This window comes from Microbacterium sp., from assembly GCF_047607225.1.
In the GTDB taxonomy this organism is placed as follows: Bacteria; Actinomycetota; Actinomycetes; order Actinomycetales; family Microbacteriaceae; genus Microbacterium.
Genome location: NZ_JASGDO010000067.1, coordinates 52,897 through 78,361, shown reverse-complemented (window position 1 = coordinate 78,361; position 25,465 = coordinate 52,897). Strand labels below are relative to the sequence as shown.

General features: G+C 69.3%; 29 protein-coding genes. 14 read left to right on the top strand and 15 right to left on the bottom strand.

Annotated elements, in window-relative coordinates; translation table 11 throughout:
* The first annotated feature begins 127 nt into the window (after positions 1-127).
* A complete protein-coding gene (locus tag QM591_RS13840; RefSeq protein ID WP_415133029.1) occupies positions 128-478 on the top strand; it encodes an ATP-dependent DNA ligase in 351 nt (116 codons plus the stop codon).
* Positions 475-1,446, top strand: coding sequence for a nicotinamide-nucleotide amidohydrolase family protein (locus QM591_RS13835; protein WP_415133027.1), 972 nt, complete (start codon positions 475-477; stop codon positions 1,444-1,446). Before QM591_RS13840 ends, QM591_RS13835 begins: the two co-directional genes overlap by 4 nt.
* Positions 1,447-1,480: 34 nt before the next feature.
* Here the strand turns inward: QM591_RS13835 and QM591_RS13830 are convergent, their stop codons facing one another.
* From QM591_RS13830 to QM591_RS13815, 4 genes are read right to left on the bottom strand one after another with little or no spacing between them, the layout of a single operon-like run.
* Entirely contained in the window at positions 1,481-2,659 is a 1,179-nt protein-coding gene (locus QM591_RS13830; RefSeq protein ID WP_415133025.1) for an alcohol dehydrogenase catalytic domain-containing protein, read from the bottom strand.
* Positions 2,656-2,919, bottom strand: a complete 264-nt coding sequence (locus tag QM591_RS13825) for a hypothetical protein (protein WP_415133023.1) — start codon at positions 2,917-2,919, stop codon at positions 2,656-2,658. Before QM591_RS13825 ends, QM591_RS13830 begins: the two co-directional genes overlap by 4 nt.
* Positions 2,920-2,929: 10 nt before the next feature.
* Positions 2,930-3,262 (bottom strand): hypothetical protein, encoded by a 333-nt coding sequence (locus QM591_RS13820; protein WP_415133021.1) that lies wholly within the window; start codon positions 3,260-3,262, stop codon positions 2,930-2,932.
* Positions 3,259-3,879, bottom strand: coding sequence for a TetR/AcrR family transcriptional regulator (locus QM591_RS13815; RefSeq protein WP_415133019.1), 621 nt, complete (start codon positions 3,877-3,879; stop codon positions 3,259-3,261). The genes QM591_RS13820 and QM591_RS13815 overlap by 4 nt, the downstream gene beginning before the upstream one ends.
* 96 nt (positions 3,880-3,975) lie before the next feature.
* On the opposite strand from QM591_RS13815, the gene QM591_RS13810 reads away from it, so the two are divergent.
* The gene (locus tag QM591_RS13810) at positions 3,976-4,290 is read left to right on the top strand and encodes a hypothetical protein (RefSeq protein WP_415133017.1); all 315 of its coding nucleotides are present in this window, start codon (positions 3,976-3,978) and stop codon (positions 4,288-4,290) included.
* 12 nt (positions 4,291-4,302) lie between these two features.
* Here the strand turns inward: QM591_RS13810 and QM591_RS13805 are convergent, their stop codons facing one another.
* From QM591_RS13805 to QM591_RS13790, 4 genes are read right to left on the bottom strand one after another with little or no spacing between them, the layout of a single operon-like run.
* Positions 4,303-4,845 (bottom strand): GNAT family N-acetyltransferase, encoded by a 543-nt coding sequence (locus QM591_RS13805; protein WP_415133015.1) that lies wholly within the window; start codon positions 4,843-4,845, stop codon positions 4,303-4,305.
* A gap of 56 nt (positions 4,846-4,901) precedes the next feature.
* On the bottom strand, positions 4,902-5,453 hold the full coding sequence (locus QM591_RS13800) for a pyridoxal 5'-phosphate synthase (RefSeq protein WP_415133012.1): 552 nt from the start codon (positions 5,451-5,453) through the stop codon (positions 4,902-4,904).
* A 60-nt stretch (positions 5,454-5,513) separates the two neighbouring features.
* Positions 5,514-6,587 (bottom strand): redox-regulated ATPase YchF, encoded by a 1,074-nt coding sequence (ychF, locus tag QM591_RS13795; RefSeq protein ID WP_415133010.1) that lies wholly within the window; start codon positions 6,585-6,587, stop codon positions 5,514-5,516.
* A gap of 11 nt (positions 6,588-6,598) precedes the next feature.
* Entirely contained in the window at positions 6,599-7,387 is a 789-nt protein-coding gene (locus QM591_RS13790) for a class I SAM-dependent methyltransferase (protein ID WP_415133008.1), read from the bottom strand.
* A gap of 108 nt (positions 7,388-7,495) precedes the next feature.
* Here QM591_RS13790 and QM591_RS13785 point away from each other — a divergent pair, with 108 nt between their 5' ends.
* Both QM591_RS13785 and QM591_RS13780 read left to right on the top strand, forming a co-directional pair.
* A complete protein-coding gene (locus QM591_RS13785) occupies positions 7,496-8,107 on the top strand; it encodes a 3'-5' exonuclease (protein WP_415133006.1) in 612 nt (203 codons plus the stop codon).
* Between the two features lie 36 nt (positions 8,108-8,143).
* The gene (locus QM591_RS13780) at positions 8,144-9,454 is read left to right on the top strand and encodes a DNA recombination protein RmuC (protein ID WP_415133004.1); all 1,311 of its coding nucleotides are present in this window, start codon (positions 8,144-8,146) and stop codon (positions 9,452-9,454) included.
* On the opposite strand, the gene QM591_RS13775 is transcribed toward QM591_RS13780, so the two are convergent.
* Positions 9,429-9,608 (bottom strand): UDP-N-acetylmuramyl pentapeptide phosphotransferase, encoded by a 180-nt coding sequence (locus QM591_RS13775; protein ID WP_415133002.1) that lies wholly within the window; start codon positions 9,606-9,608, stop codon positions 9,429-9,431. The genes QM591_RS13780 and QM591_RS13775 overlap by 26 nt on opposite strands.
* Positions 9,609-9,744: 136 nt before the next feature.
* Positions 9,745-10,734: a class II fructose-bisphosphatase gene (glpX, locus tag QM591_RS13770; RefSeq protein WP_415133000.1), complete on the bottom strand. Its 990-nt coding sequence runs from the start codon at positions 10,732-10,734 to the stop codon at positions 9,745-9,747.
* Between the two features lie 194 nt (positions 10,735-10,928).
* Between glpX and fbaA the strand changes: the two genes are divergently transcribed.
* Positions 10,929-11,957: a class II fructose-bisphosphate aldolase gene (gene fbaA, locus QM591_RS13765; protein ID WP_415132998.1), complete on the top strand. Its 1,029-nt coding sequence runs from the start codon at positions 10,929-10,931 to the stop codon at positions 11,955-11,957.
* A 112-nt stretch (positions 11,958-12,069) separates the two neighbouring features.
* On the opposite strand, the gene QM591_RS13760 is transcribed toward fbaA, so the two are convergent.
* From QM591_RS13760 to QM591_RS13750, 3 genes are all read right to left on the bottom strand, one after another.
* Positions 12,070-14,148: a peptidoglycan DD-metalloendopeptidase family protein gene (locus tag QM591_RS13760; protein ID WP_415132996.1), complete on the bottom strand. Its 2,079-nt coding sequence runs from the start codon at positions 14,146-14,148 to the stop codon at positions 12,070-12,072.
* Positions 14,149-14,256: 108 nt separating this feature from the next.
* Positions 14,257-14,820, bottom strand: a complete 564-nt coding sequence (locus QM591_RS13755) for a DUF6264 family protein (RefSeq protein WP_415132994.1) — start codon at positions 14,818-14,820, stop codon at positions 14,257-14,259.
* Positions 14,817-15,851: a 4-hydroxy-3-methylbut-2-enyl diphosphate reductase gene (locus tag QM591_RS13750; RefSeq protein WP_415133058.1), complete on the bottom strand. Its 1,035-nt coding sequence runs from the start codon at positions 15,849-15,851 to the stop codon at positions 14,817-14,819. Before QM591_RS13750 ends, QM591_RS13755 begins: the two co-directional genes overlap by 4 nt.
* A gap of 118 nt (positions 15,852-15,969) precedes the next feature.
* Here QM591_RS13750 and xseA point away from each other — a divergent pair, with 118 nt between their 5' ends.
* From xseA to QM591_RS13710, 8 genes are all read left to right on the top strand, one after another.
* Positions 15,970-17,307 carry an exodeoxyribonuclease VII large subunit gene (xseA, locus tag QM591_RS13745; protein ID WP_415132992.1) on the top strand — a complete coding sequence of 446 codons (1,338 nt, stop codon included), beginning with the start codon at positions 15,970-15,972 and terminating at the stop codon, positions 17,305-17,307.
* Positions 17,304-17,525 carry an exodeoxyribonuclease VII small subunit gene (locus QM591_RS13740; protein WP_415132990.1) on the top strand — a complete coding sequence of 74 codons (222 nt, stop codon included), beginning with the start codon at positions 17,304-17,306 and terminating at the stop codon, positions 17,523-17,525. The genes xseA and QM591_RS13740 overlap by 4 nt, the downstream gene beginning before the upstream one ends.
* Positions 17,525-18,142: a DUF4245 family protein gene (locus QM591_RS13735; RefSeq protein ID WP_415132988.1), complete on the top strand. Its 618-nt coding sequence runs from the start codon at positions 17,525-17,527 to the stop codon at positions 18,140-18,142. Before QM591_RS13740 ends, QM591_RS13735 begins: the two co-directional genes overlap by 1 nt.
* On the top strand, positions 18,139-18,780 hold the full coding sequence (locus tag QM591_RS13730) for a carbonic anhydrase (protein WP_415132986.1): 642 nt from the start codon (positions 18,139-18,141) through the stop codon (positions 18,778-18,780). The genes QM591_RS13735 and QM591_RS13730 overlap by 4 nt, the downstream gene beginning before the upstream one ends.
* A 75-nt stretch (positions 18,781-18,855) precedes the next feature.
* Positions 18,856-20,250 (top strand): class II fumarate hydratase, encoded by a 1,395-nt coding sequence (locus tag QM591_RS13725; RefSeq protein WP_415133056.1) that lies wholly within the window; start codon positions 18,856-18,858, stop codon positions 20,248-20,250.
* A 10-nt stretch (positions 20,251-20,260) separates the two neighbouring features.
* Positions 20,261-21,238, top strand: a complete 978-nt coding sequence (locus tag QM591_RS13720) for a sensor histidine kinase (protein WP_415132984.1) — start codon at positions 20,261-20,263, stop codon at positions 21,236-21,238.
* A complete protein-coding gene (locus QM591_RS13715; RefSeq protein WP_415132982.1) occupies positions 21,235-21,888 on the top strand; it encodes a response regulator transcription factor in 654 nt (217 codons plus the stop codon). The genes QM591_RS13720 and QM591_RS13715 overlap by 4 nt, the downstream gene beginning before the upstream one ends.
* 4 nt (positions 21,889-21,892) lie before the next feature.
* Positions 21,893-22,798: a metal-dependent hydrolase gene (locus QM591_RS13710; protein ID WP_415132980.1), complete on the top strand. Its 906-nt coding sequence runs from the start codon at positions 21,893-21,895 to the stop codon at positions 22,796-22,798.
* Here QM591_RS13710 and QM591_RS13705 read toward each other — a convergent pair.
* Positions 22,791-24,146, bottom strand: a complete 1,356-nt coding sequence (locus QM591_RS13705; RefSeq protein ID WP_415132978.1) for a PhoH family protein — start codon at positions 24,144-24,146, stop codon at positions 22,791-22,793. The genes QM591_RS13710 and QM591_RS13705 overlap by 8 nt on opposite strands.
* Before the next feature lie 166 nt (positions 24,147-24,312).
* Positions 24,313-25,461, bottom strand: coding sequence for an aminotransferase class V-fold PLP-dependent enzyme (locus tag QM591_RS13700; protein ID WP_415132976.1), 1,149 nt, complete (start codon positions 25,459-25,461; stop codon positions 24,313-24,315).
* Positions 25,462-25,465 lie beyond the last annotated feature (4 nt).

Below are 25,465 nucleotides of genomic sequence, written 5' to 3'. Positions count from 1 at the left end.
ACAGCCCGGACCCTGTCGCCGGAGCGGGCCGGTTCCTCACCGATCGACGCTTTCGTTTAGCGGCTCTCGCCTTCGTCCAGGGGGCACTGCGATCTCGCGGGCCCCGTGGCGACCCATGCTGGTGCCGGTGAGCAGACTGGTCTACGACGGACGTCATCGCCTCGTCACGGACGACCGCACCCTCCGTCACCTGCAGTGGGTCATCGGGGACAAGCTGCGTCGGCACGAGCCGTTCATGTTCACCTGGACGCAACCTCCTGAGGAGGGCGGGGGCCGCCTGGCGGTGTGGGTCACGCCCGACGTCGGGCTCGCCTACGCCTTCGACGAGCGCCGGAGCGGACCGCTGAACGCCCGCTGGATCCAGGCGCTCGCGCTGGCCGCACACACACCGGCCGGCCTGTGGCTGGTCCCCGAGCCCGTCGACGAGGATGGGGAGACGGAGACGAGCGGCCCCACCCACCAGGAGGTTCCCCAGTGACCGACACGCCCCCGGCGGACACGGACGATCTCATCGCTGCCATCGCCCGCAGATGCGAGGAGACCGGGACGCACGTCGGCGCCGTGGAGTCGCTCACGAGCGGAGCGATCGCCACCGCCCTCGGCCGCGGTGAGGGCGCCTCTGCGTGGTTCCGAGGCTCCGTCGTCGCGTATGAGCTGCAGACGAAGCATGACCTCCTCTCGCTCGAGCCGGGCACCGACCCCTGCTCCCCCTCGTGCGCCCGTCAGCTCGCCGAGGCGGGTCTGAGGGTCCTCGCGGCGGACGCGTGCGTGTCGGCGACAGGAGTCGGCGGGCCCGATCCCGCCGACGGACACCCCGCGGGCGAGGTTCATGTCGGGGTGGCGACCCGCTCCGGAGTCACGACCCAGGCGTATCAGTTCGACGGATCACCCGAGGAGATCCTGGATGCGACGGTGCGCGCGGCGCTCCTGGCGCTCTGGGACCTGGGCGAACAGGACGGCTCCGCCACCGTGACGGCAGACGAAGACGGCGTGCGGATCGAGCCCCTCCGCCCCGACGATGCCGGCGAGGTCCTCACGGTCCAGCGCGCGGCCTTCGTCAGCGAGGCACAGCTCTATGGCTCGGCCGAGACGCCGCCGCTGACGCAGACCCTTGAACAGGTGGAGGCAGAGCTCGCCGACGCGGACGGCTGGGTCGCCCGCCGTCACGGGCGTCTGGTGGGGGTGATCCGCACCCGCCAGCATGACGACACCCTCCTCATCGGACGGATCGCAATCGCACCCGATCAACAGGGCCAGGGCGTCGGCCGACGGCTCCTCGAAGCCGCGGAGTCGCACAGCACGGCGCGTGTCGCGGAGCTGTTCACCGGCAGCCTCAGCGAAGGCAACCTCCGGCTCTACCGCGACTGCGGCTACCGGGAGAGCGAGCGCGTCGACCAGGGAGACGGAACGGCGCAGGTGTTCCTCCGAAAGCCGCTCCGCGACTGACCGATCGATCACCCGGCGATCCGGAAGGCATCGATCACGCCGACGGGTCGAGCACGACCTTGATGCAGCCGTCTTCCTTCTTCTGGAACAGCTCGTAGTGTTCGGCGGCTTGTCCGAGCGGCGGCCGGTGAGTGACCAGATCCTCGGTGCCGAGCGGATCCTCCGGCGCCTCGACGAGAGGCATCAGCACGTCGGTCCAGCGCCGGACATTGCACTGCCCCATCCGCAGGGCGACCTGCTTGTCGAAGAGGGTCTTCATCGGCGACGGGTCGGCCTCCCCCGCGTACACGCCGCTGATCGAGAGCGTTCCTCCGCGCCGCACCATGTCGACACCACTGAGAAGAGCCGCCGTCCGATCGAGACCGGCGGTCTGCAGGAGCGGCTGCGCGAGGGCGTCGGGGAGCGCGCCGAGCACGTGATGCGCGGCGCTGACGACCGGATTGCCGTGAGCTTCCATTCCGACCGCGTCGATCACGGCATCCGCCCCGCGACCCCACGTGGCGCCCCGGACATCCTCGACCGGGTCGTCGATATCGATGGCACGGACGCCCTGTCGCTCGGCCATCGCCCGGCGCTCGGGCACCGGATCGATCCCGACGACGTCGTACCCGAGGTAGCGGCCGATGCGAGACGCGAACTGTCCGACCGGACCCAGCCCGACCACGGCGAGCGTGCCGCTCTCAGGGACATGGGCGTACTGTACGGCCTGCCACGCCGTCGGCAGGATGTCGCTGAGGAACAGATACCGGTCGTCGGGAAGATCGTCGCCGACGGGGATGGCGTTCGCATCGGCGAGCGGGACCCTCAATCGTTCGGCCTGGCCACCCGGAACCTGTCCATAGAGCTTGGTGTACCCGTAGAGCGCCGCCCCCGACTCGTACTCGCGCACCTGAGTGGTCTCGCACTGAGACTGGAGGCCGCGAACGCACATGAAGCACTGTCCACACGCGATCGTGAACGGGATCACGACCCGCTGGCCCAGCGCGAGCGATCGCACCGCCGAGCCCACCTCCTCCACGACGCCCATGGTCTCGTGACCGAGGACGTCACCGCGGTCGAGGAACGGGCCGAACACCTCGTACAGGTGAAGGTCGGAACCGCAGATCGCGGTGGACGTGACACGGATGATCGCGTCGGTCGGTTCCAGGATTCGCGGATCCGGCACCTCTTGCACCTCGACGCGCCGCCGTCCTTGCCAGGTGAGGGCCCTCATGCGTCGCCCTCCGCGTCGGAGGTGTCGGGGACCTCGGTGCGCAGATCGCGCGGCCCGTCATCCGGATCGGCGGGGTCGGTCAGGTCTTCGGGGCTGAGGTCACCCTCCCCCTCCTCGCCGATATCGGCGATCAACGGGTCTTCACCCTGCGATTCCGGCTGGGCGGTGGACGAGGGGAGGTCCGTCTGCGGAATCTCTTCCGTGCTCTCGGCCTGGTCGTCGTGGGGGAAGCGGTCGGAGAAGTCGGCTGCGGTGGTCATGCCCCCACGTTCAGGGCGCAGACTCGGCCGGCGAAGGGGGTTGCGTCGGCTGCGCAGTGCCGCTAGCGACCCGAGCGCGGCTCAGCCAGGTGAGGACGGCGGCGAGGAGCACCGTCGCGGCGACCACGGAGAGCCACAGCATCGGGATCGCGGGTAACGACGACGCAGCGAACCAGAAGGACGTGCAGGAGTCGGCCGTGGTGCCCGCAGGGCACGCGGTCGCCTGCACCAGCGGCGCCCAGAGCACGGTGGCGACCAGAACGATGGCGGCGGCTGTCAGCCACACGATGGCGAGGACGCGGCGTGGTCCGCGACCCGGCTGTTCCCCCTCCGAGCGGTTCATCGAGCGCTCCCCTCGTCGCCCCGTCCGGCTCCCGATGCTTCCTGGATCTCCGCGGCGAGGTGAGTTGCGAGTGCCCGCACATGCTCACGGCGCGCGCGAGCGGCGGATTCCCCCTCGCCGACGAAGAGCTTCGCCAACTGCGGGAAGACGTGCCAGCCGTCGGTCAGCGTGACGATCGAGAGGAGCAATCCTCCGGCTGCCTCACGAGAGACGCCCGGGAGAGCGGCCTGGACGGCGGCCACCTTGTCGAGGCAGTGCGCTTGGCGACGCTCGAGCGCGGCCACCTCGACGCCACGGACGAGCCCCTCCCACGCCATGAGACGTGGGAGCTCGGGATGGGCGGACACGTGATCGAGCAGGCGAGCCGCATAGTCGCCGATCGCCTCGGGACCCGTCCCGTGGATCGGGACGTCGGCGGTGGCCAGCCCGAGCTCATGTGCGACGACCGCGTCGAACAGCCCGTCCTTGCTCCCGAAGTACTGGTAGATGCGCTCCTTATTCACCGTCGCCCGCTCCGCGATGCGGTCCACGCGCGCACCCGACAACCCGTGTTCGCTGAACTCCGCCGTCGCCGCTTCCAGGAGCAGCTGGCGCGTGCGTGCCGTATCGCGTGCCATGACCGGAGTGTACCGCTTTCCAACTATTCGGTTGCCTCGCGTCTGCCCGAGCCCTATGCTCGGAATAGTCGAACCAACCAGTTAGTTGGAGCCCTCATGCACAATCCCACGTCTCCGTCGTCTCCTCTCGCTCCGTCCGCCGAGGGCGCCACCTCGCCGACCGCGATGCCGACTCCCCCGCCGATGCCGAGCATCCACGTGCGGGCGTTCCTCACCTGGCTCGCGATCTTCCCCCTCGTCACGCTCGGAATGACGGCGATCAGCCCCCTCACGGAGAACTGGCCGATCGTCCTCCGCGCGCTCGTGTTGACCGCCATCGTGGTTCCGGTCGCGGTCTACCTCGCGATGCCGCAGTTGCTGCGTGCCCACGGCGCACTCGCGCGCCGGCGGGCTCGCCGCACCGTGCGCTGAGCGTCCGACCCTTCAGCTACTGAGGATCCGCTGGAACAGCAGGTGATCCTGCCAGCGGCCGGCGATGCGCAGATACTCCGGAGCCATGCCGATCCGTTCGAACCCACAGCGACGCAGCACCACCTGCGACGCGCCGTTGCCGACCAGCGTGCTGGCTTGGATCCGGTGGAGACCGATGGCGGTGGCGGCCAGCGCGACCGTCGCCTTCACCGCTGCGGTCATCAGCCCGCGCCCGGCATACTCGGCATCGATCCAGTAGCCGAGGTTCGCGCTCTGGAAAGCGCCGCGAGCGATGCCCGAGAGAGTGACGCGACCGATGACCCGGTCCGCGTCGAGCAGCACCAGCGGCACTCCTCCCCCTGCCCGCTCATCCGCGAGCCCGCGCTCGATCTCCGCGCGCTGCCCCTCCTCGGTGAAGAACGTCTCGTCGCGTGTGGGCGACGTGGGTTCGAGGTGAGCGCGGTTCCGCAGATACGCCTCCGACACAGCGGCCGCGTCGGCGAGGGCGAGTGAGCGGAGGCAGATGCCGTCGGGGAGCGCGATCTCGTGGTGCACTCGAGGGACCCTAGTCCGAGGTGCGGCGCGGAACCAACCCGCGTCACCCGGCGCGGTCAGGACTGCGCAGTCCAGTCGTCGCCGTCGCGCGTGTAGGCCACCCGGAGATGACGGCGGTCCGCGGAGCCCTGCCAGAACTCGACGCGTGTCGGCACGACACGCCACAAGGTCCAGTCGTCGGGATCGACCCCGAGCTGAGCGGTCGCGCTGCGCGCACGGAGGTCGGCGACGCTCTCCTCGCGCGGGGCCGCGACGACGCGACCTCGCACACGGACCGAGCGGACGAGCGGCTGCCACCAGAAGGTCAACGCCGCGTGCGGCGCGGCCTCCAGCTGGCGGCCCTTGGCACTCGACCGCGTGCCCGCGAACGCCCAGCCACGGTCATCGACGTCCTTCAGCACGAGCACCCGCGCGTCGGGGACGCCGCTCTCGTCCACGGTCGACAGCGTCATCGCGTGCGGCTCGGCAACCCCGGCGCGGCGGGCGCCGTCCAGCCAGGCCAGGAACAGACTCACCGGTTCGCCGGGAAGGTCGTCCACGTCCCACGACGGTGCGGTGCCGGAGAGGGAGGGAAGCGAACGCAGCATCGCGCGGGTTTCTTCAGTCATGCTCTCCTCCACCGGTCGGGTCGGGCCCGGCCTGTTGCCGCATCCGGCACCGGCATCCGACTAGACGTTGAAGCGGAACTCCACGACGTCGCCATCCTGCATGACGTAGTCCTTGCCTTCCAGGCGCGCCTTGCCTGCCGCGCGTGCCGCAGCGACCGACCCGGCGGCGACGAGATCGTCGAAGGAGATGACCTCCGCCTTGATGAAGCCCTTCTCGAAGTCGGTGTGGATCACTCCGGCTGCCTGCGGCGCCTTCCAGCCCTTGCCGATCGTCCAGGCGCGGGCCTCCTTCGGTCCGGCCGTCAGGTAGGTCTGCAGACCCAGGGTGTCGAAGCCGATGCGCGCGAGCTGGTCCAGCCCCGATTCGTCCTGACCGGTCGAGGCGAGCAGCTCGGCCGCGTCCTCGGGATCGAGGTCGATCAGCTCCGACTCGATCTTGGCGTCGAGGAAGACCGCGGAGGCGGGGGCGACGAGCGCCGCCAGCTCCGCGCGACGGGCGTCGTCAGTGAGCACCGACTCGTCGACGTTGAAGACGAAGATGAAGGGCTTGGCCGTCAGCAGACCGAGCTCCTTGATCGGCGCGAGGTCGAGGGAAGACGCCGAGAGGAGCTCACCCCGCTGCAGCACCTCCAGCGCCTCCTGCGCGGTGGACAGGACGACGGGATCGAGCTTCTTCCCGCGGACCTCCTTCTCGTACCGCACGATCGCCCGCTCCAGCGTCTCGAGGTCGGCCAGCTGCAGCTCGGCGTTGATCGTCTCCATGTCGGAAGCGGGATCCACCTTGCCGTCGACGTGCACGACGTCGCCGTCCGCGAAACCGCGAACGACCTGGGCGATCGCGTCGGCCTCCCGGATGTTGGCGAGGAACTTGTTGCCGAGACCCTCGCCTTCGCTCGCCCCGCGGACGATACCGGCGATGTCGACGAACGAGACCGCCGCGGGGAGGATCCGCTCAGAGCCGAAGATGCCGGCCAGGGTCTCCAGGCGCGGGTCGGGAAGGTTCACGACGCCGATGTTGGGTTCGATCGTGGCGAACGGATAGTTCGCCGCCAGCACCTGATTCTTGGTGAGGGCGTTGAAGAGCGTCGACTTGCCGACGTTGGGGAGACCGACGATTCCGATGGTAAGAGCCACGGGATGTCAGTCTACGTGGGCTCCCTGCCCTCTCCGCGCCCGGGCGTGCGGGCACGGAAGGCTCGCGTCACATAGGGCAGCGACACCTCCGCGTCGCCGACCGCACCGATCTCGTCGAACAGCTCCGCGATCTCGGCCTCGATGCGCGAGCGTTCCGCCGTCCCGGCCGTGATCACATAGCTGCGCGAGCGCACCATGGCCGTCAGAGCGGCGCGCGTCATGGGGCGCTCCCACGACCACCGCTCCTCCTCGAGACCCGCGAACGGCGGCCTCACCTCTGGACCGCCGTGAGCCAAGAGCTCCTCCGCGTGGCTGCCCTTCATGACCGCGGTCAGCCGAGCGACCCAGGGCACGCGCTCGTCCCGCAGGTTCCACACGAGCCCCAGCACACCACCCGGCCGGAGGACCCGGGCGGCCTCGATCGACGCGCCGGCGGGGTCGACCCAGTGCCACGCCTGCCCGAGCACGACCGCATCGAGCGCGCCTGCGCCCTCCCCCGCGCTCGGCAATGGCAATGCCTCCGCACTCCCGACGAGCGTGGTCACGCCCGGGACGGCGGTTCGGAGGGCCGCCAGCATCGCCGGGTCGGGGTCGACGGCCACGACGCCCGCACCGAGGCCCCGCAAGACCCGGGTGAGCTTGCCCGTCCCGGCCCCGACGTCGGCGACGCGAACCGGTGCCATGCCGACGACGGGTTCGAGCATCCACCTCACCGCCTCGACCGGATAGTCCGGGCGACCCGCCTCATAGACGTCGGCGGCGCGGCCGAACGACCGGGAGAGATCCTGCGCATCGCTCATGTCCCGACCCTACGCTCGCGCGCGTCGGTGGGGCCGAGCGGGCGTCCGCCGCAAGAGTTCGCGGCGCGCCTTCCTCACGCGAACCGGACGCGGGGTGAGTCTGGGGACGTGCCCCTGGACTTCACCGCGATCGACTTCGAAACGGCGAACTCCTCGAGCGCGTCGGCGTGCTCCGTGGGGCTTGCGCGCGTGCGCAACGGCCGCGTGGTCGCCACGGCGGGGTGGCTCATCCGCCCGCCGGCGGGCCACGATCGATTCTTCGAGATCAACACGCGCATTCACGGCATCCGGGCCGAAGACGTCGTCGACGCGAAGAGCTGGAGCGCTCAGCTCCCGGATCTGTGCGACTTCCTCGGCGACGACGTCCTGGTGGCACACAACGCCGGATTCGACATGACGGTGCTGCGTCGGGCCTGTGAAGCCACGGGAGACCTGCATCCCGCGTATCGCTACCTGTGCAGCCTGCAGGTCGCGCGCAAGACCTACGAACTGGAGTCGTACCGCCTTCCGCTTGCCGCGGCCGCCGCCGGCTACCTCGACTTCGCGCATCACGACGCCCTGGCCGATGCGATCGCCTGCGCGCACATCGTCATCGACGCCGCCGCCCGGGCGGGGGCCGCAGACGCCGTGGAGCTGGCGATGATCCTCGGCCTGCGCGTGCCGCAGGTGCCGGTCACGGAGCGGACGCCCACGCTTTCCGACGTGCCCGCGGTCGCCTGACGCGGCGATGTCGGAACCTCCGAGGAGGATGGCTCCATGAACGACACGCTCCTCCTCGTCGCCTGCCTCATGTGCGTGCTCGTGGGGGTCGCGGCAGGCTGGCTCGGCGGAGCCGCGCGCGCCACGGCGCGGGCTGCGGCGGATCGCACCACCACGGCGGCACGACTGGCCGCAGCCGAGGCGGAACGGGCCGCGCTGACGGCACAGCTCGATCAGCAGCGCGAGGTGACGCGGGAGCTCGCGGCGCAGGCACGATCAGACCAGGCGATGCGCGACGAACGGGAGCGCCGGGAGCAGCACGTCTTGCGCGCGCTCGCACCGGTGAACGACGCTCTACAGGCGATGCAGCAGAAGGTCGACCACCTGGAACGCGAGAGGCAGCAGCAGTACGGCTCGCTCGCCGAACAGCTCCGGCGGGCACACGAGCAGGGAGAGCAGTTGCGCGCGAGCACCGAGTCGTTGTCGGGCGCCCTGCGATCGACCTCGGCACGCGGAGTCTGGGGCGAGACGCAGCTCCGGCGGATCGTCGAGTCGGCTGGGCTCACGCGATACGTCGACTTCGAGATCCAGGCATCGGTGACGTCCGACGCGGGAGCGGGGCGCCCCGACCTCGTCGTGCGCCTCCCCGGCGACAAGGCCCTCGCCGTCGACGCCAAGGTTCCTCTCGATGCGTATCTGGAGGCAAGCGAGATCCCGGTGACGGCGACCGGAGCCGAAGGCACCCGTCGCAAGACCCTCCTGGATCGGCATGTGAAGGCCGTACGCTCCCACGTCGACGCGCTCGCGAAGAAGAGCTACTGGTCCGGGCTGTCGTCGAGTCCGGAGTTCGTCGTGTGCTTCATCCCGAGCGAGTCGCTCCTGGCCGCCGCGCTCGACGAGGATCCTTCACTGTTGGACTATGCGTTCACCCGCCGCGTGGTGCTGGCGTCGCCGGTCAACCTGTGGGCCGTGCTCAAGACCGTCGCCTACACCTGGACCCAGCAAGACGTGTCCGATGAGGCGCGCCGGCTCTTCGACCTCGGGAACGAGCTCTATCAGCGCCTCGGCGGCCTCGTCCGGCACACCGACGATCTGCGGCGCGCGATCGAGCGAACGGTCGACAGCTACAACAAGCTCACCGGTGCGCTCGAATCTCGCGTGCTCGTGAGCGCGCGGCGCTTTCCCGGCATCGATGCCACCAAGCTCGACGCAACGGCGACTCCGACCGCGATCGAGAGTTCTCCGAGGCGGCTCACGGCGCCCGAGTTCATCGACCCTGCGACCACCAGCGCCGAGACAACCAGCGCCGACGTGGGTGAACTGCGTGACCGCTTGGACGAGATCAGCCGCCCGGGAAGAAGTTCATGAGGCCGACCACGGCGGCAGAGACCGCGACGAACGCGCCGATCATCCACCACGCGCTCACCTGGTGGTCTTCGGGAAGTCGACGACGCAGCAGCACGTCGGGGCGGCGGGCGGGGTCGATGGGTACCGCGATCTGACCGGTCTTCGGACTGTTCATTGCTGCGGACATCAAGACTCCCAAGTCATGTGGAGGGCGACGTGTCGCCGATGACACCGCTCACCATTCTGCCAGAGGGGGCTGTGAACAGCCTCCATCCGATGGTGTCCCGCGTGGCGGATCCGTCTCGATCAGGTCACAGCCACTTCGAGGTGAGGTGCTCCGACGAAATGCGCCGCAGCGTCCCTGACGCGCCGCGGAGGACGACCGACTCGGTGTAGACGTAGTCTCCTTCGCGCCGCACGCCGGCGACGAGCTCACCGTTGGTCACCCCGGTCGCCACGAAGATCGTGTTCTTGCCGGTCACCATCTCGTCGGCCTCGTACACGTGATCGTCGAGCTTGAGCCCCGCGTCGATGCCGCGCTGCTTCTCCTCGTCGTCGCGCGGCCACAGGCGGCCCTGGATGTGTCCCCCCAAGGCCTTGATGGCGCAGGCCGTCACGATCCCCTCGGGACTGCCGCCGATGCCGATGCACATGTCGGTCCGGGCGTTGTGACGCGCCGCATTGATCCCACCGGCGACATCGCCGTCGCTCATCAGCCGGGTGCCGGCACCGGAGGCCCGGATCTCCTCGATCAGCCGCGCATGCCGCGGACGATTGAGCACCGAGACGACCATCTCGTCGACGGGCTTTCCCAGCGCCTTGGCCAACCGGTGGACGTTCTCGGCGACGGGAAGGCGGATGTCGATCACCCCGACCCCCGCGGGGCCTGTGACGATCTTGTCCATGTAGAAGACCGATGAGGCATCGAGCATCGCACCACGGTCGGCGACGGCGAGGACGGAGAGCGCATTGTTGCGCCCCTCCGCCGTCAACGTCGTGCCGTCGATGGGGTCGACGGCGATGTCGCACTGCGGGCCGCGTCCGGTGCCGACGTGCTCTCCATTGAAGAGCATCGGGGCGTTGTCCTTCTCCCCCTCGCCGATTACGATCACGCCGTCGAAGTTCACGGTGGACAAGAAGGCCCGCATCGCATCGACCGCCGCGCCGTCGGCGAGCTCCTTCTGACCGCGGCCGATGAAGGGTACGGAACGAATGGCCGCCGCCTCCGTCGCGCGCACCAGTTCCAGAGCGAGGTTGCGGTCGGGATGCAGCGGACTCATGTCCGCGGTCAGGCTCACCATGGGCTCAGACTACGCGGCCGCCGCACGCTGATCCGCGTTTTTCGAGTGCGGCGACATGAAGGAATCGCGTTTCTTGCCAGTCATGAAGACCTCGCGCCGCGGGGGCTTTTCCTGGCGGCCCGCGCGTCGATGCGGAGTGTGCTTCGCTAGAGTGACCGAGGAATCACCGCCGCATTTATGACCGAGGAGCCGTCATGCCCGTCGCAACCCCTGAGCAGTACACCGAGATGCTGGATCGTGCGAAGGCGGGCGGATTCGCCTACCCCGCGATCAACGCCGCGAGCTCGCAGTCCGTCAACGCCGTGCTGCAGGGACTCACCGAGGCGGGGTCCGACGGCATCCTGCAGGTCACGACCGGTGGCGCCGATTACTTCGCCGGCCACACCGTCAAGGCCCGCGCCACGGGGGCACTCGCCTTCGCCGCCTACGTGCACGAAGTCGCCAAGAGCTACCCGATCACGGTCGCCCTCCACACCGACCACTGCCCGAAGCCCGCGCTCGATGACTTCGTCCTCCCGCTGATCGCCGAGTCGGAGAAGGTCGTAGCCGACGGCGGCCAGCCGATCTTCCAGTCGCACATGTGGGACGGATCGGCCGTGCCGCTCGATGAGAACATCGAGATCGCGAAGGAACTGCTCCCCCGGATCAAGGCGATCAACGCCATCCTCGAGGTCGAGATCGGCGTCGTCGGCGGCGAGGAGGACGGCGTCAAGCACGAGGGTTCCAACGAAGCCCTGTACACGACCACCGCCGATGTCGCCAAGGCCGTCGAGGCCCTCGGGCTGGGCGACCAGGGGCGCTGGATCGCCGCGTTGACCTTCGGCAACGTCCACGGCGTCTACAAGCCGGGCAACGTGAAGCTCCGCCCCGAACTCCTCGGCGAGATCCAGGCAGGAATCGCCGAGAAGTTCGGCACCGGCCCGAAGCCCCTCGACCTGGTGTTCCACGGTGGCAGCGGTTCGACGGATGAAGAGATCGCCCTCGCGGTGGCCAACGGCGTGGTCAAGATGAACATCGACACTGACACGCAGTACGCCTTCACCCGCTCGGTGGCCGGCTTCATGTTCCAGAACTACGACGGCGTCCTCAAGGTCGACGGCGAAGTGGGCAACAAGAAGGCGTACGACCCGCGGGCCTGGGGCAAGATCGCCGAGTCCGCCATGGCCGCCCGTGTCGTCGAGGCGACTCAGCAGCTCGGATCGTACGGCAAGTCCACGTCCTGATCCCCTCACGCCGATGCCGTGGCGCCCTTCGGGGTGACCACGGCATCGTCTTTTCGGCGTCGGAGAGGTGATCCCCGCGCGTGGCAGGCCCCGATCCACCTCGCGGCGTCGCTCAGTACGAGGCCGTGCCCAAGAGGTCGCGCGGGTAGAGGATCTTCGCGACGCCATCGACCTTGACGCCGAGGTGGAGATGCGGCCCCGTGGAACAGCCCGTGGAACCGACCTCACCGATCTTCTGTCCCGCTTTGACCGTCTGGCCGTTCTTGACCGAGAACTTGCTCAGGTGCGCGTAGTTGAGCTCGAACTCGGTCCCATCGATCACCGAGGTGATACGCACCTGCTTCTGGCGGGTGTTGTTGGGTGCCCATGAGGGACAGCCCGACGTGATCCACACTTCTTCCACCTTCGCCTTGCCCCCGCGCATCGCGTAGACGGGGGTGCCGGTCGGCTCGGGAAAGTCGTCGCCGCTGTGGCCCGAGTACGTCGTCATGGTCGCGGACGGACGGATCGGATAGGCCCAGCCGTATCGGCCGGGAGTGCTGCCGGTGGCGGCGGTCGCGTCGGAGTAGACCGGGAGCTTCTTGTGGTCCCAGGTCCACAGACCGTCGACTTCGACCAAGCGCAGATTCCCGCTGTTGTCGAGGGTCAGCGCGCTCACGGCGTACCCCGTGGTGCCCGACTGCCACGCCGGCCGGTCCGACGACGAGTAGACCGCCAGCAGCCCGTCTTCGCGCAGGACGAGAATCGGGTCGATCGTCCCCGTCGTCTTCGTCGACCGAAGCGGTGTGCCGTTCTTCGTGAGGACCACGTTCCCATCCCCCTGCACGGTGAGGCGGTACGTGCCGTTGGGTGAAGCGAGATAGGTGCCGGTGCGCATGGCCGTTCCCGGTCGCAGCACGTCGCCGAGCGACCACGACGCGGACCGCTTGGCGGATTGACGGGTCACGGTGAGGTAGCCGCTCTTCTTCGCCGTCACCTCGACGGTCACCAGCCGACCCGCCGCCCACTCGGGGACGGTCCAGGTGGAGGAGGTCGCGCCGGCGACGTCGGAACCGTCGACGCGCCACTGATAGCTCAAGGTCGGCGCCGGCTTCCACGTCCCGACATCGGCACGCAGTTGCCGGCCCGCGGCGACGGTTCCCGTGACCTTGGGAGAGGGCGAGGCGGTGAAGCCCCACTTGGCGTCTACCGTGCCGCTGGTGCGGGTGACAGTGGTGTACCCGGACTTGGAACCGGTGATCCGCACGGAGATCTCGTGGCCGGCGTCCGCCGACACGAGCGTGTACGTCTTCTTGGTGGCACCACTGATCGTCTTGCCGCCGCGGAGCCACTCGTAGCGGAAGGTGACCGGCGACGGCCCCCACGTCCCGGGCTTGGCAGTGAGCACGGAACCGACCGTCGGTGTGCCGCTGAAGGAAACAGTGGACGGGACCGTCAGGACCTTGGGCACGCTGACGGCGTCGGAGGCCGTGGTCACCGTCGTGTAGCCGCTCTTGGTCGCGGTGACCCGTACCGACACCTTCTTGCCGGCGTCCGCCGCGACGAGGGTATAGGTCTTGCCGTCGGCTCCGGAGATGACGCTCGACCCTCGATACCAGCGGTAGGAGAGGGTGACGGGTGCCGGCGCCCATGCCGCGTGGCTCGCCGTGAGCTTCTTGCCGACGGCGACCGTCCCCGAGATGGTGGGAACGGGCGCATCCGTGAAGGCGCGGCCGACCTTCTTGCCCTCCGTCGTGGCCGACGCCGTGACGTAGCCGTCTCGCGTGGCAGTGACCTTGGCGGAGACGGTCGCGTCTGCATCGGCGGCGGTGAGCGTGTAGGTCGAAGCGGTGGCTCCGGAAATGGCCTTGCCGGATCGCAGCCACTGATAACTGAAGACGCTGGGCGTGGGCTTCCATGTCCCCGGCGCGACACGGAGGGTGCGTCCCACCGTGGCCGTGCCCGACAGCGTCGGCTCCCCGACCGCGGCGAACGGCTTGGGGCTCGGCGTCGGCGAGGGAGTGGGCGACGGCGAGGAGGTCGTTGTGGGCCGAGGGGTAGGCGTGGAGGCGGTCGCGACGTTGTTCGATGCGATCGTGGTCACGGCGACGCCGGAAAGGGCCTGCGCGGGAACGACACCGAGCACCACGCTCGATGCCGCGAGCAGCGCCAGCGAGAGCGTCAGGGCACGACGACGGAGGGCACGGGGCATTGCTCGCTCCCTTCGGGGGGTCTCGGGGCGCACGCCTGAGCGCAGCGTCACCGTACCAGACCCGTGGGGCTGGTGTGACGAATGAAGCGGAAGTTGTCTCCCGTGACGTCAGCGCGTGCGGGCCAGTTCGCCCATCAGAGCGGGGTCGGTGACCAGGGGAACGCTCAGGCAGAGGCTGACGACGAGGAAGGACACGACCGCCCCGACGATCGGTATCCACCACGACCGCCGGCCGCGCCGGATCGCACGCCACGACGCGAGGGCCGTGAGCACCCACCCGACGGCGAAGGCCACGGCGCCCGTGATGCCCCACGCGCGCCCTGACGCGGTGACCTCGAAGGTCGCATCGATCTGGGCGAGCTCCATCCAGGTCTTCACGAAGCCGCCGTAGTCGATGAGCTGACCCATCGTGGAGACGACGACGAACAGCCCGTAGGCGAGGAGTGCGATCGTGACGAACCGATCACCCCGGCGCACCGGGGTCGCCTCCGAGACCTCGGCCACTCCCCCGGCAGCCGGACGCGGCAGGGGTGATCCGGTCCGCCCCGCTCCTGCGGGCTCCGCCTGCCGCGGCGCCCCCGGGCTGTCCTCGCCGTCACGGAAGCGTGCCTGCTGCTCGGGCGTCGCGTACTCCCCGTACCTCGGCGGGGGCGCCTGATCCTGGTCGCTCACGCGCGACCCCGGCCACCCAACGCACGCTCGTCACGGCGACCGGCGGCGTCCTGACGCAGCTCCTTCGGAAGGGAGAACATGAGATCCTCCTCGGCGGTGCGCACTTCCTCGACGTCGCGGTAGCCGGCGCCGGAGAGCTCCGCAAGCACCTCGCGAACCAGTACTTCCGGAACGGAGGCACCGGAGGTCACCCCGACGGTCTCGACGTCGTCGAGCCACGCCTGATCGATCTCGTGCGCGTAATCGACCCGATAGGCCGCCTTGGCGCCGTACTCGAGTGCCACCTCGACGAGCCTCACGCTGTTGGACGAGTTCGCGGACCCCACCACGATCACGAGGTCCGCATCGCGGGCGACCTTCTTGATGGCGACCTGACGGTTCTGGGTCGCGTAGCAGATGTCGTCGGAAGGCGGATCCTGCAGCTCCGGGAAGCGCAACCGCAGCCGCCGCACCGTCTCCATCGTCTCGTCGACCGACAGGGTCGTCTGCGACAGCCAGACCACCTTGCTCGGGTCGCGCACTTCCACGCGGTCGGCCTCCTCCGGCGAGTTCACGACCGTCACGTGCTCCGGCGCCTCGCCAGCGGTTCCCTCGACCTCTTCGTGCCCCTCGTGACCGATGAGGAGGATCTCGTAGTCACTGCGCGCGAACCGGACCGCCTCGCGGTGCACCTTGGTCACGAGCGGACAGGTGGCATCGATCGCGCGGAGCCCCCGCTCTTCGGCCGCACCGACGACAGCCGGGGACACACCGTGCGCGCTGAAGACGACGTGCGCTCCGGAGGGGACCTCGTCGACCTCCTCGACGAAGATCGCCCCCTTGGCCTCGAGCTCGGTGACGACGTGAATGTTGTGGACGATCTGCTTGCGCACGTACACCGGCGCGCCATAGCGCTCGAGCGCCTTCTCGACGGCCACGACCGCACGGTCGACGCCCGCGCAGTAGCCCCGGGGCGCCGCCAACAGCACCCTCTTGTGTCCGGCGACCGGGTTATCCTGGAGCCGCCCACGGGCCCCGGGAATGCGGGGCAAGGGCAGGGGGACGGCGGAAGTGCTCACCCCTTGATTCTACGAGTCGCCGGTCGGCAAAGGCCTGAACGTCCCGATCGGGGCGACCTCGCGTGCGGAGCCGCCGGGCGAAGGAGGACGAGTGACCGCGTTCGAGACGGCAACGGGCGACGCCGCTCCGCCGGATGCCGTGCATCCTCGGGACTCGAGCCCGCAGGCGCCCACCTCCGTCTCCCGCCTGAACGAGACCATCCGTGACTTCGTGCAGCGATGGAACTCGGTGTGGGTCGAGGGCGAGATCACCTCCTGGAACGTCCGCGGCGGCCACGTGTTCGGCCGCCTCAAGGACTCCTCCCTCGACGCGGTGATCTCCTTCCGCCTGTGGGCCTCGACCCTGCAGCGCCTCCCCGAACGCTTGGCGGTCGGCGATCGAGTCGTGGCGTGCGTCAAGCCCGACTACTTCGTCAAGACCGGTGACTTCACCTTCACAGTGTCGGCGATGCGCCACACGGGGCTCGGCGACCAGTTGGAGCGGCTCGAGCGACTTCGCGCGCAGCTGCGGTCGGAGGGACTGTTCGATCCGTCGCGGAAGCGCCCTCTCCCCTTCCTCCCGCATGTCATCGGCCTCATCACGGGCGAGCGCAGTGACGCAGAGAAAGACGTCCACCGAAACGCCGAGCTGCGCTGGCCGCACGTCCGGTTCCGCACGATCCACGCGGCGGTGCAGGGCGACCGTTGCGTCCCTGAGACGATCGCCGCGCTGACGACACTCGACGCCGATCCCGAGGTGGACGTCATCGTCATCGCTCGGGGAGGAGGCGATCCGCAGACCCTTCTCGGCTTCTCCGACGAGCGGCTCCTGCGCGCCGTCGCGGCAGCCCAGACACCCGTCGTCTCGGCCATCGGACACGAGAACGACCACCCGCTCCTCGACGACGTCGCCGATCTCCGGGCGTCGACCCCCACCGACGCGGCCAAGCGCGTCGTGCCCGACGTCGCCGAGCAACGCGCGCTCGTCCGACAACTGCGCAGTCGAGCGGGGACCCGCCTCTCGCAGCGGGTCGCGCACGACATCGGACAGCTCGAACAGCTGCGCTCCCGCCCCGTGCTGCGCGATCCCGAGACGATGCTGACCGGTCGCGCCCAGGAGGTGTGGACGTGGGCGTCGCGGGGGCGAGAGCAGGTGCGCACGCGACTGGACGACGCGCGTGCGACGACGGCCGAGCTCCGCGCCGCACTCCGAGCCCTCTCGCCGGGGGCGACCCTGGCCCGTGGATACGCGATCGCCCACGTCGACGACGGCGTGATCGTCCGCGACGCGGCGCAAGCGCCCGCAGGGACCGAGGTGGTCGTCACGGTGGCGCGCGGGTCGTTCGCGGCGCGCTCGGCGGGTGAGCTGACGCAGGACCCCGGAAGCCACGACGACGCTCCCTCCGGATCGAAAGCGACGTCGTCGCGGGAACATAGGATGGACGCATGAGCAGCGACGGCACCGCCGACATCGCCGACCTGTCTTTCGAACAGGCGCGCGACGAGCTCGTCCGCGTCGTCGCCGAGCTCGAGCAGGGCGCCCCCACGCTCGAGGAATCCCTCACCTTGTGGACGCGCGGCGAGGCGCTCGCGGCACGTTGCGAGGAGTGGCTCCTCGGGGCCAAGCGCCGACTCGACGCGGCGCGAGCCGCCGACGCGGAGTCCTGATGGCATCCGGCCCGCGCGTCGTCGCGGAGCTCGGGCGCCCCGAGACTCCGGAGGAGACAGCCGCCCGCAAGGCGGAGTCCTCGCGCGTCTACCGCTCCAGTCAGACTCTCCGCAATCTCGTGGCCGCGCTCGTGGTCACCGTCGCCGTCGTCGCGATCGTCTATTTCGGTGTGCCTCGGGGCACTCCGCCGGAGCCGGAGCCCGCCGATGTCGCCGCCGCTGCCGCTCGGGTGTCCGCCTCCCTGGACCGTACCGTGCTGGTGCCTGAGGTGCCGGCGGGCTGGCGCGCCAACTCGGCACAGATGGATGCCGGGGCCTGGGTGACGGTGTATGCACCGGGTGATGGCTTCGTCCGGATCGCACAGGGATTCGACGCCGACGAGCAATGGGCCGCAAGCCTGTTGGGCGGGTTCGCCCCCACCGGGACGACCACCGTCGATGGCATCCAGTGGGACGTCTACGATCTCCCCGGCACGGCGCGACTCAGCTACGCCCTGGCGACCGACGCCGGAGCCGACACCGTGGTCGTGTACGGGTCGATGTCGGCCGAGACTGCCGAGACCGCCGCAGAGGGATTGACCGACCAGATCCGCCGACTCCGGGAGGAGACGCCATGACCGCACCCCGCCCCGCCCCGGCGACCGTCTGGGAAGAGATGCGCCGCGGCAACGCACGTTTCGTCGCCGGCGAACCGCGCCATCCCCGCCAAGACGTCGAACGCCGCCACGAGCTGGAGGCCGCCCAGAAGCCGCGCGCGGTGCTGTTCGGCTGCTCCGACTCCCGCTTGGCGGCCGAGATCATCTTCGACAAGGGCCTCGGCGACCTGTTCGTCGTCCGCAATGCCGGCCAGGTCGTCTCCGATTCCGCCATCGCGAGCATCGAGTACGCCGTCGCGGTGCTCGACGTCTCGCTCATCATCGTGCTGGCACACGATCAGTGTGGCGCCGTACGCGCCGCGATCGACTCCACAGCCCTGGACGCCCCCGAGCTCCCGCCCCACATCTGGCGGTTGATCGCGAAGATCGTTCCGGCCGTACGACGGGTCCTGCGCTCCACCGAGGGCGCCACACCCGACACGGTCGACGCGGAACTGGTCGGACGGGAACACCTGCGCAACACCGTCGATGAGCTGATGGCCTCGTCGCGCCTCATCAGCGATGCCGTGACCGAAGGCCGCCTGGCCATCGTCGGGGCGAACTACCGCTTGGGCGAGGGAACCGCCATCGCGCAGGTGAGCGTCGGCATCGACGACTGACCCTCCCCGACTCCCGGAGCCACCACAACGGCCCCTGACAACACACCCGCACGAGGAAACGAGGACGTGACCGCCATGACCGACACCGAGTACCGCATCGAACACGACACCATGGGCGAGGTGCGCGTCCCGAAGGATGCCCTGTACGCCGCCCAGACCCAGCGCGCGGTCGAGAACTTCCCGATCTCGGGGAGCGGCTTGGAGTCCACTCAGATCGCGGCCCTCGCGCGGATCAAGAAGGCCGCCGCGCTCGCCAACAAGGAGCTCGGCACCCTCGACGCGGCGATCGCCGACGCGATCGCCTGGGCGGCCGACGAGGTCACCAGTGGCCGCTACGACGACCAGTTCCCCGTCGACACGTACCAGACGGGGTCCGGCACCTCGTCGAACATGAACATGAACGAGGTGTTGGCGACCCTCGCCACTCAGCACCTCGGGGCGCCCGTGCATCCGAACGATCACGTCAACGCCTCGCAGTCCTCCAACGACGTCTTCCCCACCTCGGTGCACATCGCGGTCACCCAGGCGCTCGTCGACGACCTGATCCCTGCCCTCGACCACCTCGCCGTGGCGTTGGAGGCCAAGGCCGACCTGTGGAAGGACGCCGTCAAGTCGGGGCGCACGCACCTCATGGACGCGACGCCGGTGACGCTCGGCCAGGAGTTCGGCGGGTATGCCCGACAGGTGCGACTGGGCATCGAGCGTGTGCAGGCCGTCCTCCCCCGGGTGGGCGAAGTGCCGCTGGGAGGAACGGCGGTGGGCACGGGGATCAACACGCCGCTCGGCTTCCCGCAGAAGGTCATCGCGTTGCTCCAGGAGGAGACCGAGCTGCCGATCGTCGAGGCGAAGGACCACTTCGAAGCCCAGGCCAACCGGGACGGCCTCGTGGAGGCGTCGGGAGCGCTCCGCACGATCGCGGTCTCGCTGACGAAGATCAACAACGACATCCGCTGGATGGGCTCCGGACCCAACACGGGTCTGGCCGAACTGCACATCCCCGATCTGCAGCCGGGCTCCTCGATCATGCCGGGCAAGGTGAACCCCGTCGTCCCGGAAGCGACGCTCATGGTCTGTGCGCGCGTCATCGGCAACGACGCCACGGTCGCGTGGGCGGGAGCATCCGGCGCGTTCGAGCTGAACGTCGCCATCCCGGTGATGGGAACCGCCCTGCTGGAGTCCATCCGCCTCCTCTCCAACGCCATGCGCGTGCTCGCCGACAAGACCATCGACGGCCTGCAGGCCAACCTCGATCGCGCCGCGGCCTACGCCGGAATGTCGCCCTCGATCGTGACGCCGCTCAACAAGCTCATCGGGTACGAAGCGGCGGCCAAGATCGCCAAGCACTCGGTGGCCAAGGGCATCACGGTGCGGGAAGCGGTGATCGACCTCGGGTACATCGAGCGGGGCGAGCTGACCGAGTCGCAGCTCGACGAGAAACTCGATCTCCTGTCGATGACCCACCCGGGTTGATAATCGGAGAGTGAACCGCACGAACTCCGTGCATTCCCGCCGTACGCGCACTCTGGGGCTCCTGGTCGCCGTCGTCGCGGCGGGCTTTGCACTCGCAGGCCTGGGCGACGCCGTCGTCCACGTCCTCACGGACCAGCCGCTGCCCTGGGCAGCGGTCCCGGTGTACATCGTGATCGCCGTGGCGACGATGGTCGTGACCGCCGTCGTCGGGTGGGCCGTGATTCCTGCCGTTCCGCTGGGCGGCTTCCCCGCCGACGGCGACGAGACCGCTTACGAGGCCCAGCGCCGGCTCTTGGACGACGTGCGTCACGAGCTCAAGACACCCATCACGATCGTGCGCGGCCATCTCGAGGTGATGAACCCGCAAGATCCCGCCGACGTTGCGGCCATCCGTGAGCTCGGGATCGCAGAGCTCGACCGGATGACCCGGCTGATCGGTGACATCGACCTGCTCGCGGCGGTGGAGACCGACAAGTTCACGATGACCGACGTCGACCTCGCTCTCTTGACGCAACGCGTCGGAGAGCTCGTGACCGTCATCCCCGACCATCTCTGGCGGGTCGAGCACAGCGCCGCCGCTGTCATCCGTGGCGACGGGGATCGACTGCTGCAGGCCTGGCTCCAGCTCGCCGACAACGCCGCCAAGTACACCCCTGCCGGAAGCTCGATCGAGGTGGGCAGCGCCGTCCACCCCGGCGGCGTCCAGTTGTGGGTGCGCGATCACGGTCCTGGCATCCCGCCGGCCATGCGCCACCGGATCTTCCGCCGCTTCGATCGCGGCGCCGGGAAGCGCGCGGTGGGCGGGTCGGGACTGGGCCTGGCGATCGTCGACGCGATCGCCAAAGCCCATCGCGGGCACTGTTCCATCGCTGAGACCCCCGGCGGCGGTGCGACGTTCACGCTCGAGATCCCCGTGGGGACCCGAGCACACGTCCCTTCACCGGTGCGCGCCGGTGATGTACTGCTGCAACGGGAGGCCTCCGCATGACTCGTATCCTCGTCGTCGACGACGAACCGCACATCGTCTCACTCGTGACGCGAGGTCTCGCGTCGGAGGGATACGAGACCGTCGTGGCCGAGGACGGGGCGGAAGCCCTGGAGCTCGCGATGGAGCCCGATCTCGACCTGATCATCCTGGATGTCGGCCTGCCCACGATGGACGGCTTCGACGTGCTCCGCCATCTGCGCGCCCGAGGCAACACCGTTCCGGTGATCATGCTGACAGCGCGCAGCGGAACCAGTGACACGATCGAAGGCCTCGATGCCGGTGCGAGCGACTACGTGTCCAAGCCGTTCGCCGTCGCCGAGCTCCTCGCGCGCGTGCGGTCGCGTCTGCGCGAGTCTCCCGCGACCCCCGTCGTGCTCACGCGGGGCGATGTGAGTCTCGATGTCCTCGCCCGCCGCGTCACCGTGGGTGACCGGGAGGTCGACCTGTCCGCCCGCGAGTTCACCCTGGCCGAGCAGTTCCTCCGCCACCCCGGTGAGGTGCTCACGCGGGAGGTTCTCCTCAGCCGCGTCTGGGGGCTCGACTTCGACCCGGGCTCCAACGTCGTCGACGTCTACGTGCGCTATCTGCGCTCCAAGCTCGGGCCGGATCACATCGTGACGGTCCGCGGCGAAGGCTACCGGTGGGATTGACCTCGTGACGCTTCCCTCCCGTGACACGCGTGTCACCTATCCCGACGGCGCCGTGGTCAGCGAGGCGACCGTGCTCCACGTCAGCGACAGTGGTGACGGACGCAAGATCGTCCTCCTCGACCGCACCGCGTTCCACCCCGTGGACACGGCCTGGCCCGACCAGCCCTCTGACCGTGGCAGCATGAGCGACGGCGTCCATCGTTGGAGCGTGCCGGAGGCGGTCACGGGAGGAGTCCACGAGGGTGAGCTCTTCCTCGGCGCCGACCTGCCCGTTCGCACCGGAACGGAGGGGTGGGTCTTCGTCGTCGGCCATGTCCTCGAGGAATCGGCACCGACCGTCGGCACGCCGGTGCGGGTCGAGGCGGACCCGGTGCTCCGGACGGAGTTGTCGCTCGGGCACACCGCGTGTCATCTCGCGTCGCTCGCGCTCGACCTCGCTCTGCGCGACTCGTGGACGAAAGAACCTCCGCGTGACGGTCTCGGAAGCCCCGCCTTCGATGCGCTCGCGATCCAGCGTTCCCGCATCGAGCCCCGGGGGTCGGTCGACACGTATCGCATCGGCAAGTCACTCCGCCGCAAGGGATTCGACCCATCGGGACTCGACGACCTCGACGCCGTTGCCGCTCGCGTCGACGAGGCTCTGGGACGGTGGCTCTCGCAGGCTTCAGACGTCCGCATCGAGCGCGACGCCGACGAGCTGTCGGCCCGGCGGGCATGGAGCTGCCGCCTGGATGGCACCGACATCCGCATCCCCTGCGGTGGGACGCACGTGGACTCCCTCGCACGGCTCTTGTCGGTGCACGTCGATCTGGAACGGCGGGAGGTCGAGGGCGGTCTGGAGCTCGTCATGCACACGCGCGCGGTCGCCCATGAGGACGACCGCGCGCATAGCGCCGACTCGATCAGCTGAGCTCTCCCTGCTCCAGCAGGTCGGTCACCAGTGCCGCGATCGCCGAGCGCTCCGAGCGCATCAGCGTCACATGTCCGAACAGACCGTGGCCCTTGAGGGTCTCGATCACGGAGGCGACGCCGTCGTGGCGCCCCACTCGGAGGTTGTCTCGTTGGCCCACGTCATGAGTGAGCACGACACGCGAGTTCTGCCCCATGCGGCTCAAGACGGTGAGGAGGACGTTGCGTTCGAGTGACTGCGCTTCATCGACGATGACGAACGCATCGTGCAACGAACGACCACGGATGTGCGTGAGCGGCAGCACCTCGAGCAGTCCGCGCGCGACGACCTCTTCCAGCACGTTTCCCGAGACGACCGAGCCGAGTGTGTCGAAGACGGCTTGCCCCCACGGGTTCATCTTCTCCGCCTGGTCGCCGGGGAGGTAGCCGAGCTCCTGCCCGCCCACGGCGAACAGGGGGCGGAAGACGATGATGCGCTTCTGCTGCTGTCGTTCGAGCACCGCCTCCAGACCCGCGCACAAGGCGAGCGCGGACTTTCCGGTTCCGGCCCGGCCGCCGAGGGAGACGATGCCCACCTCGGGGTCCAGGAGCAGATCGATGGCGATCCGCTGCTCCGCCGATCGTCCGTGGAGGCCGAACACGTCCCGGTCGCCGCGGACGAGGCGGAACTCGCCGTCACCGGTCACCCGGCCCAGCGCGGATCCGCGCTCGGAGTGGATGACGAGGCCCGTGTTGACGGGGAGCCCCCGGACATCGTCGCTCAGCGCGAGCTCGGTCTCATAGAGGTCGCTCATGTCGTCGCCGGACACATCGACGGTCGCGATTCCCGTCCATCCCGAGTCCACGGCCTGCTCGGCCAGGTACTCCTCGGCATAGAGGCCGAGCGAGGCGGCCTTGACTCGCATCGGCATGTCCTTGGAGACGACGGTGACCGCGTGGCCCTCCTGCGCCAAGTGCATCGCGACCGAGAGGATCCGCGTGTCGTTGTCGGCCAAGCGCATGCCCACGGGGAGGATCGACGGGTCCGTGTTGGTGAGCTCCACACGCAATGTGCCTCCGTCGCCGACCGGCACCGGGAAGTCCAGCCGGCCATGCTCGACGCGGAGTTCATCGAGATGACGGAGGGCCTGCCGTGCGAAGTAGCCGATCTCGGGATCGTGACGCTTTCCCTCCAGTTCGCCGATGACGACGATCGGGACGACCACCGAGTGCTCGGCGAATCGGAAGAAGGCTCGGGGATCACTCAGCAAGACGGAGGTGTCCAGCACGTAGGTGCGAAGATCCTGAGCCGCGGCGGCCGAGCCGCTCGTGCTGGTGGAGCGCTGCTTCTCTGGTGCTCGTGTGGTCACAACCCACTCCCGCCCCGGGTGAGTCTCACCCGGCAGTCACGAGTCGACCAGGGGCCACGAGTCAGTGGATGGCCGACTCGAACGGGCGCCTTGCCCGATGAGATGAACGTACGTCGCCCCGTCGTCGGGTTCGCGACGCGACACGCGGGCGCAGATGTCCTTCTCGTTAACTCTCCAGAGCGACGACCGTGGGAGGAGCGAGTACGGTCCGACGCGCCGCGACCTCGGCGAGCGCATCCCCGAGCAGTTGCAGGGTGTCCGCTCCCGTGCCGGCGTGGGCCCCCACGCGCACCACGCCGCCGCGCGCCGTGGCCGTCACGCCGTGGTTGGCGAGAGCCGCCGCGAGCGGACCGGCGTCGGCGGGGTCGGGTTCGAGCGCCACGATGCCCGAATGCGCATTCCGAGGCGTCAGGACGGGGATCTGATACCGGTCCGCCAGTGCCATCACGTGGCGCGCGCGATCGGCGACCTCCGCAGCGACTGCCGCGATGCCCGCGTCGACGAGCTCGGAGGCGGCCACGGCGAGCCGTCCCGCGGCGAGGGAATCGGTCCCCGTCACGGCGAACGCATCCGCTCCCGCCCGGGGGGCGCCGAACTCGCCGGCACCGAGCTCTCCCTCGAGCCCCGCGAAACCGGCCAGAACCGGCTCGATGCGTTCACGCGCGGCCGGGGAGAACCGAACGAATCCCGTGCCGTATCCGGCACGCAGCCACTTGTACCCGTTGCCGCAGAGCACGTCGGCAGCCGCGTAGTCGGCATCGACGACACCGACGGCTTGGACCGCGTCGACGATGAGGAGGCGATCGCCGATGACCTCCCGCAGGGCGCTCAGGTCGACCGTGTACCCGGTGCGGTAGTCGACGAGACTGACGAGCACCGCATCGATGTCGTCGGTGAGCGCCTCGCGCACCGTCTCGGGTCGGAGCATCCCGTCGGACGGGGCGAAGTCGCGCACGTGGAGACGGCCACGCGCCTCGCCTGCCCGGCGGGCCGTGACCGGCAGCGCCGGGTACTCGGCGGAGGAGACGAGGACGGTTCCGGTGAGCCCGAACAGGGCGTGCATGAGGCCATAGGTGGTCGAGGGCTGAAGCGAGATCTCCTCGGCGGGCACTGTCAGGAGGTCGCCGAGCGCACGGCGCGCCTCGTCGCGGTGGGCCGAGACGAGCGCGATCCCGGAGGCCCGGCCCGACGCGAGCAGTTGCGCGTCGGCGCGGCTCTCTTCCAGCACCGTCGGCGACAACGGACCGAAGGCCGGCCAGTTCAGGTATCCCGGTTCCTCATCGAAGCTGTCGAGAAACGACTCCAGCGCGCTCACCCTT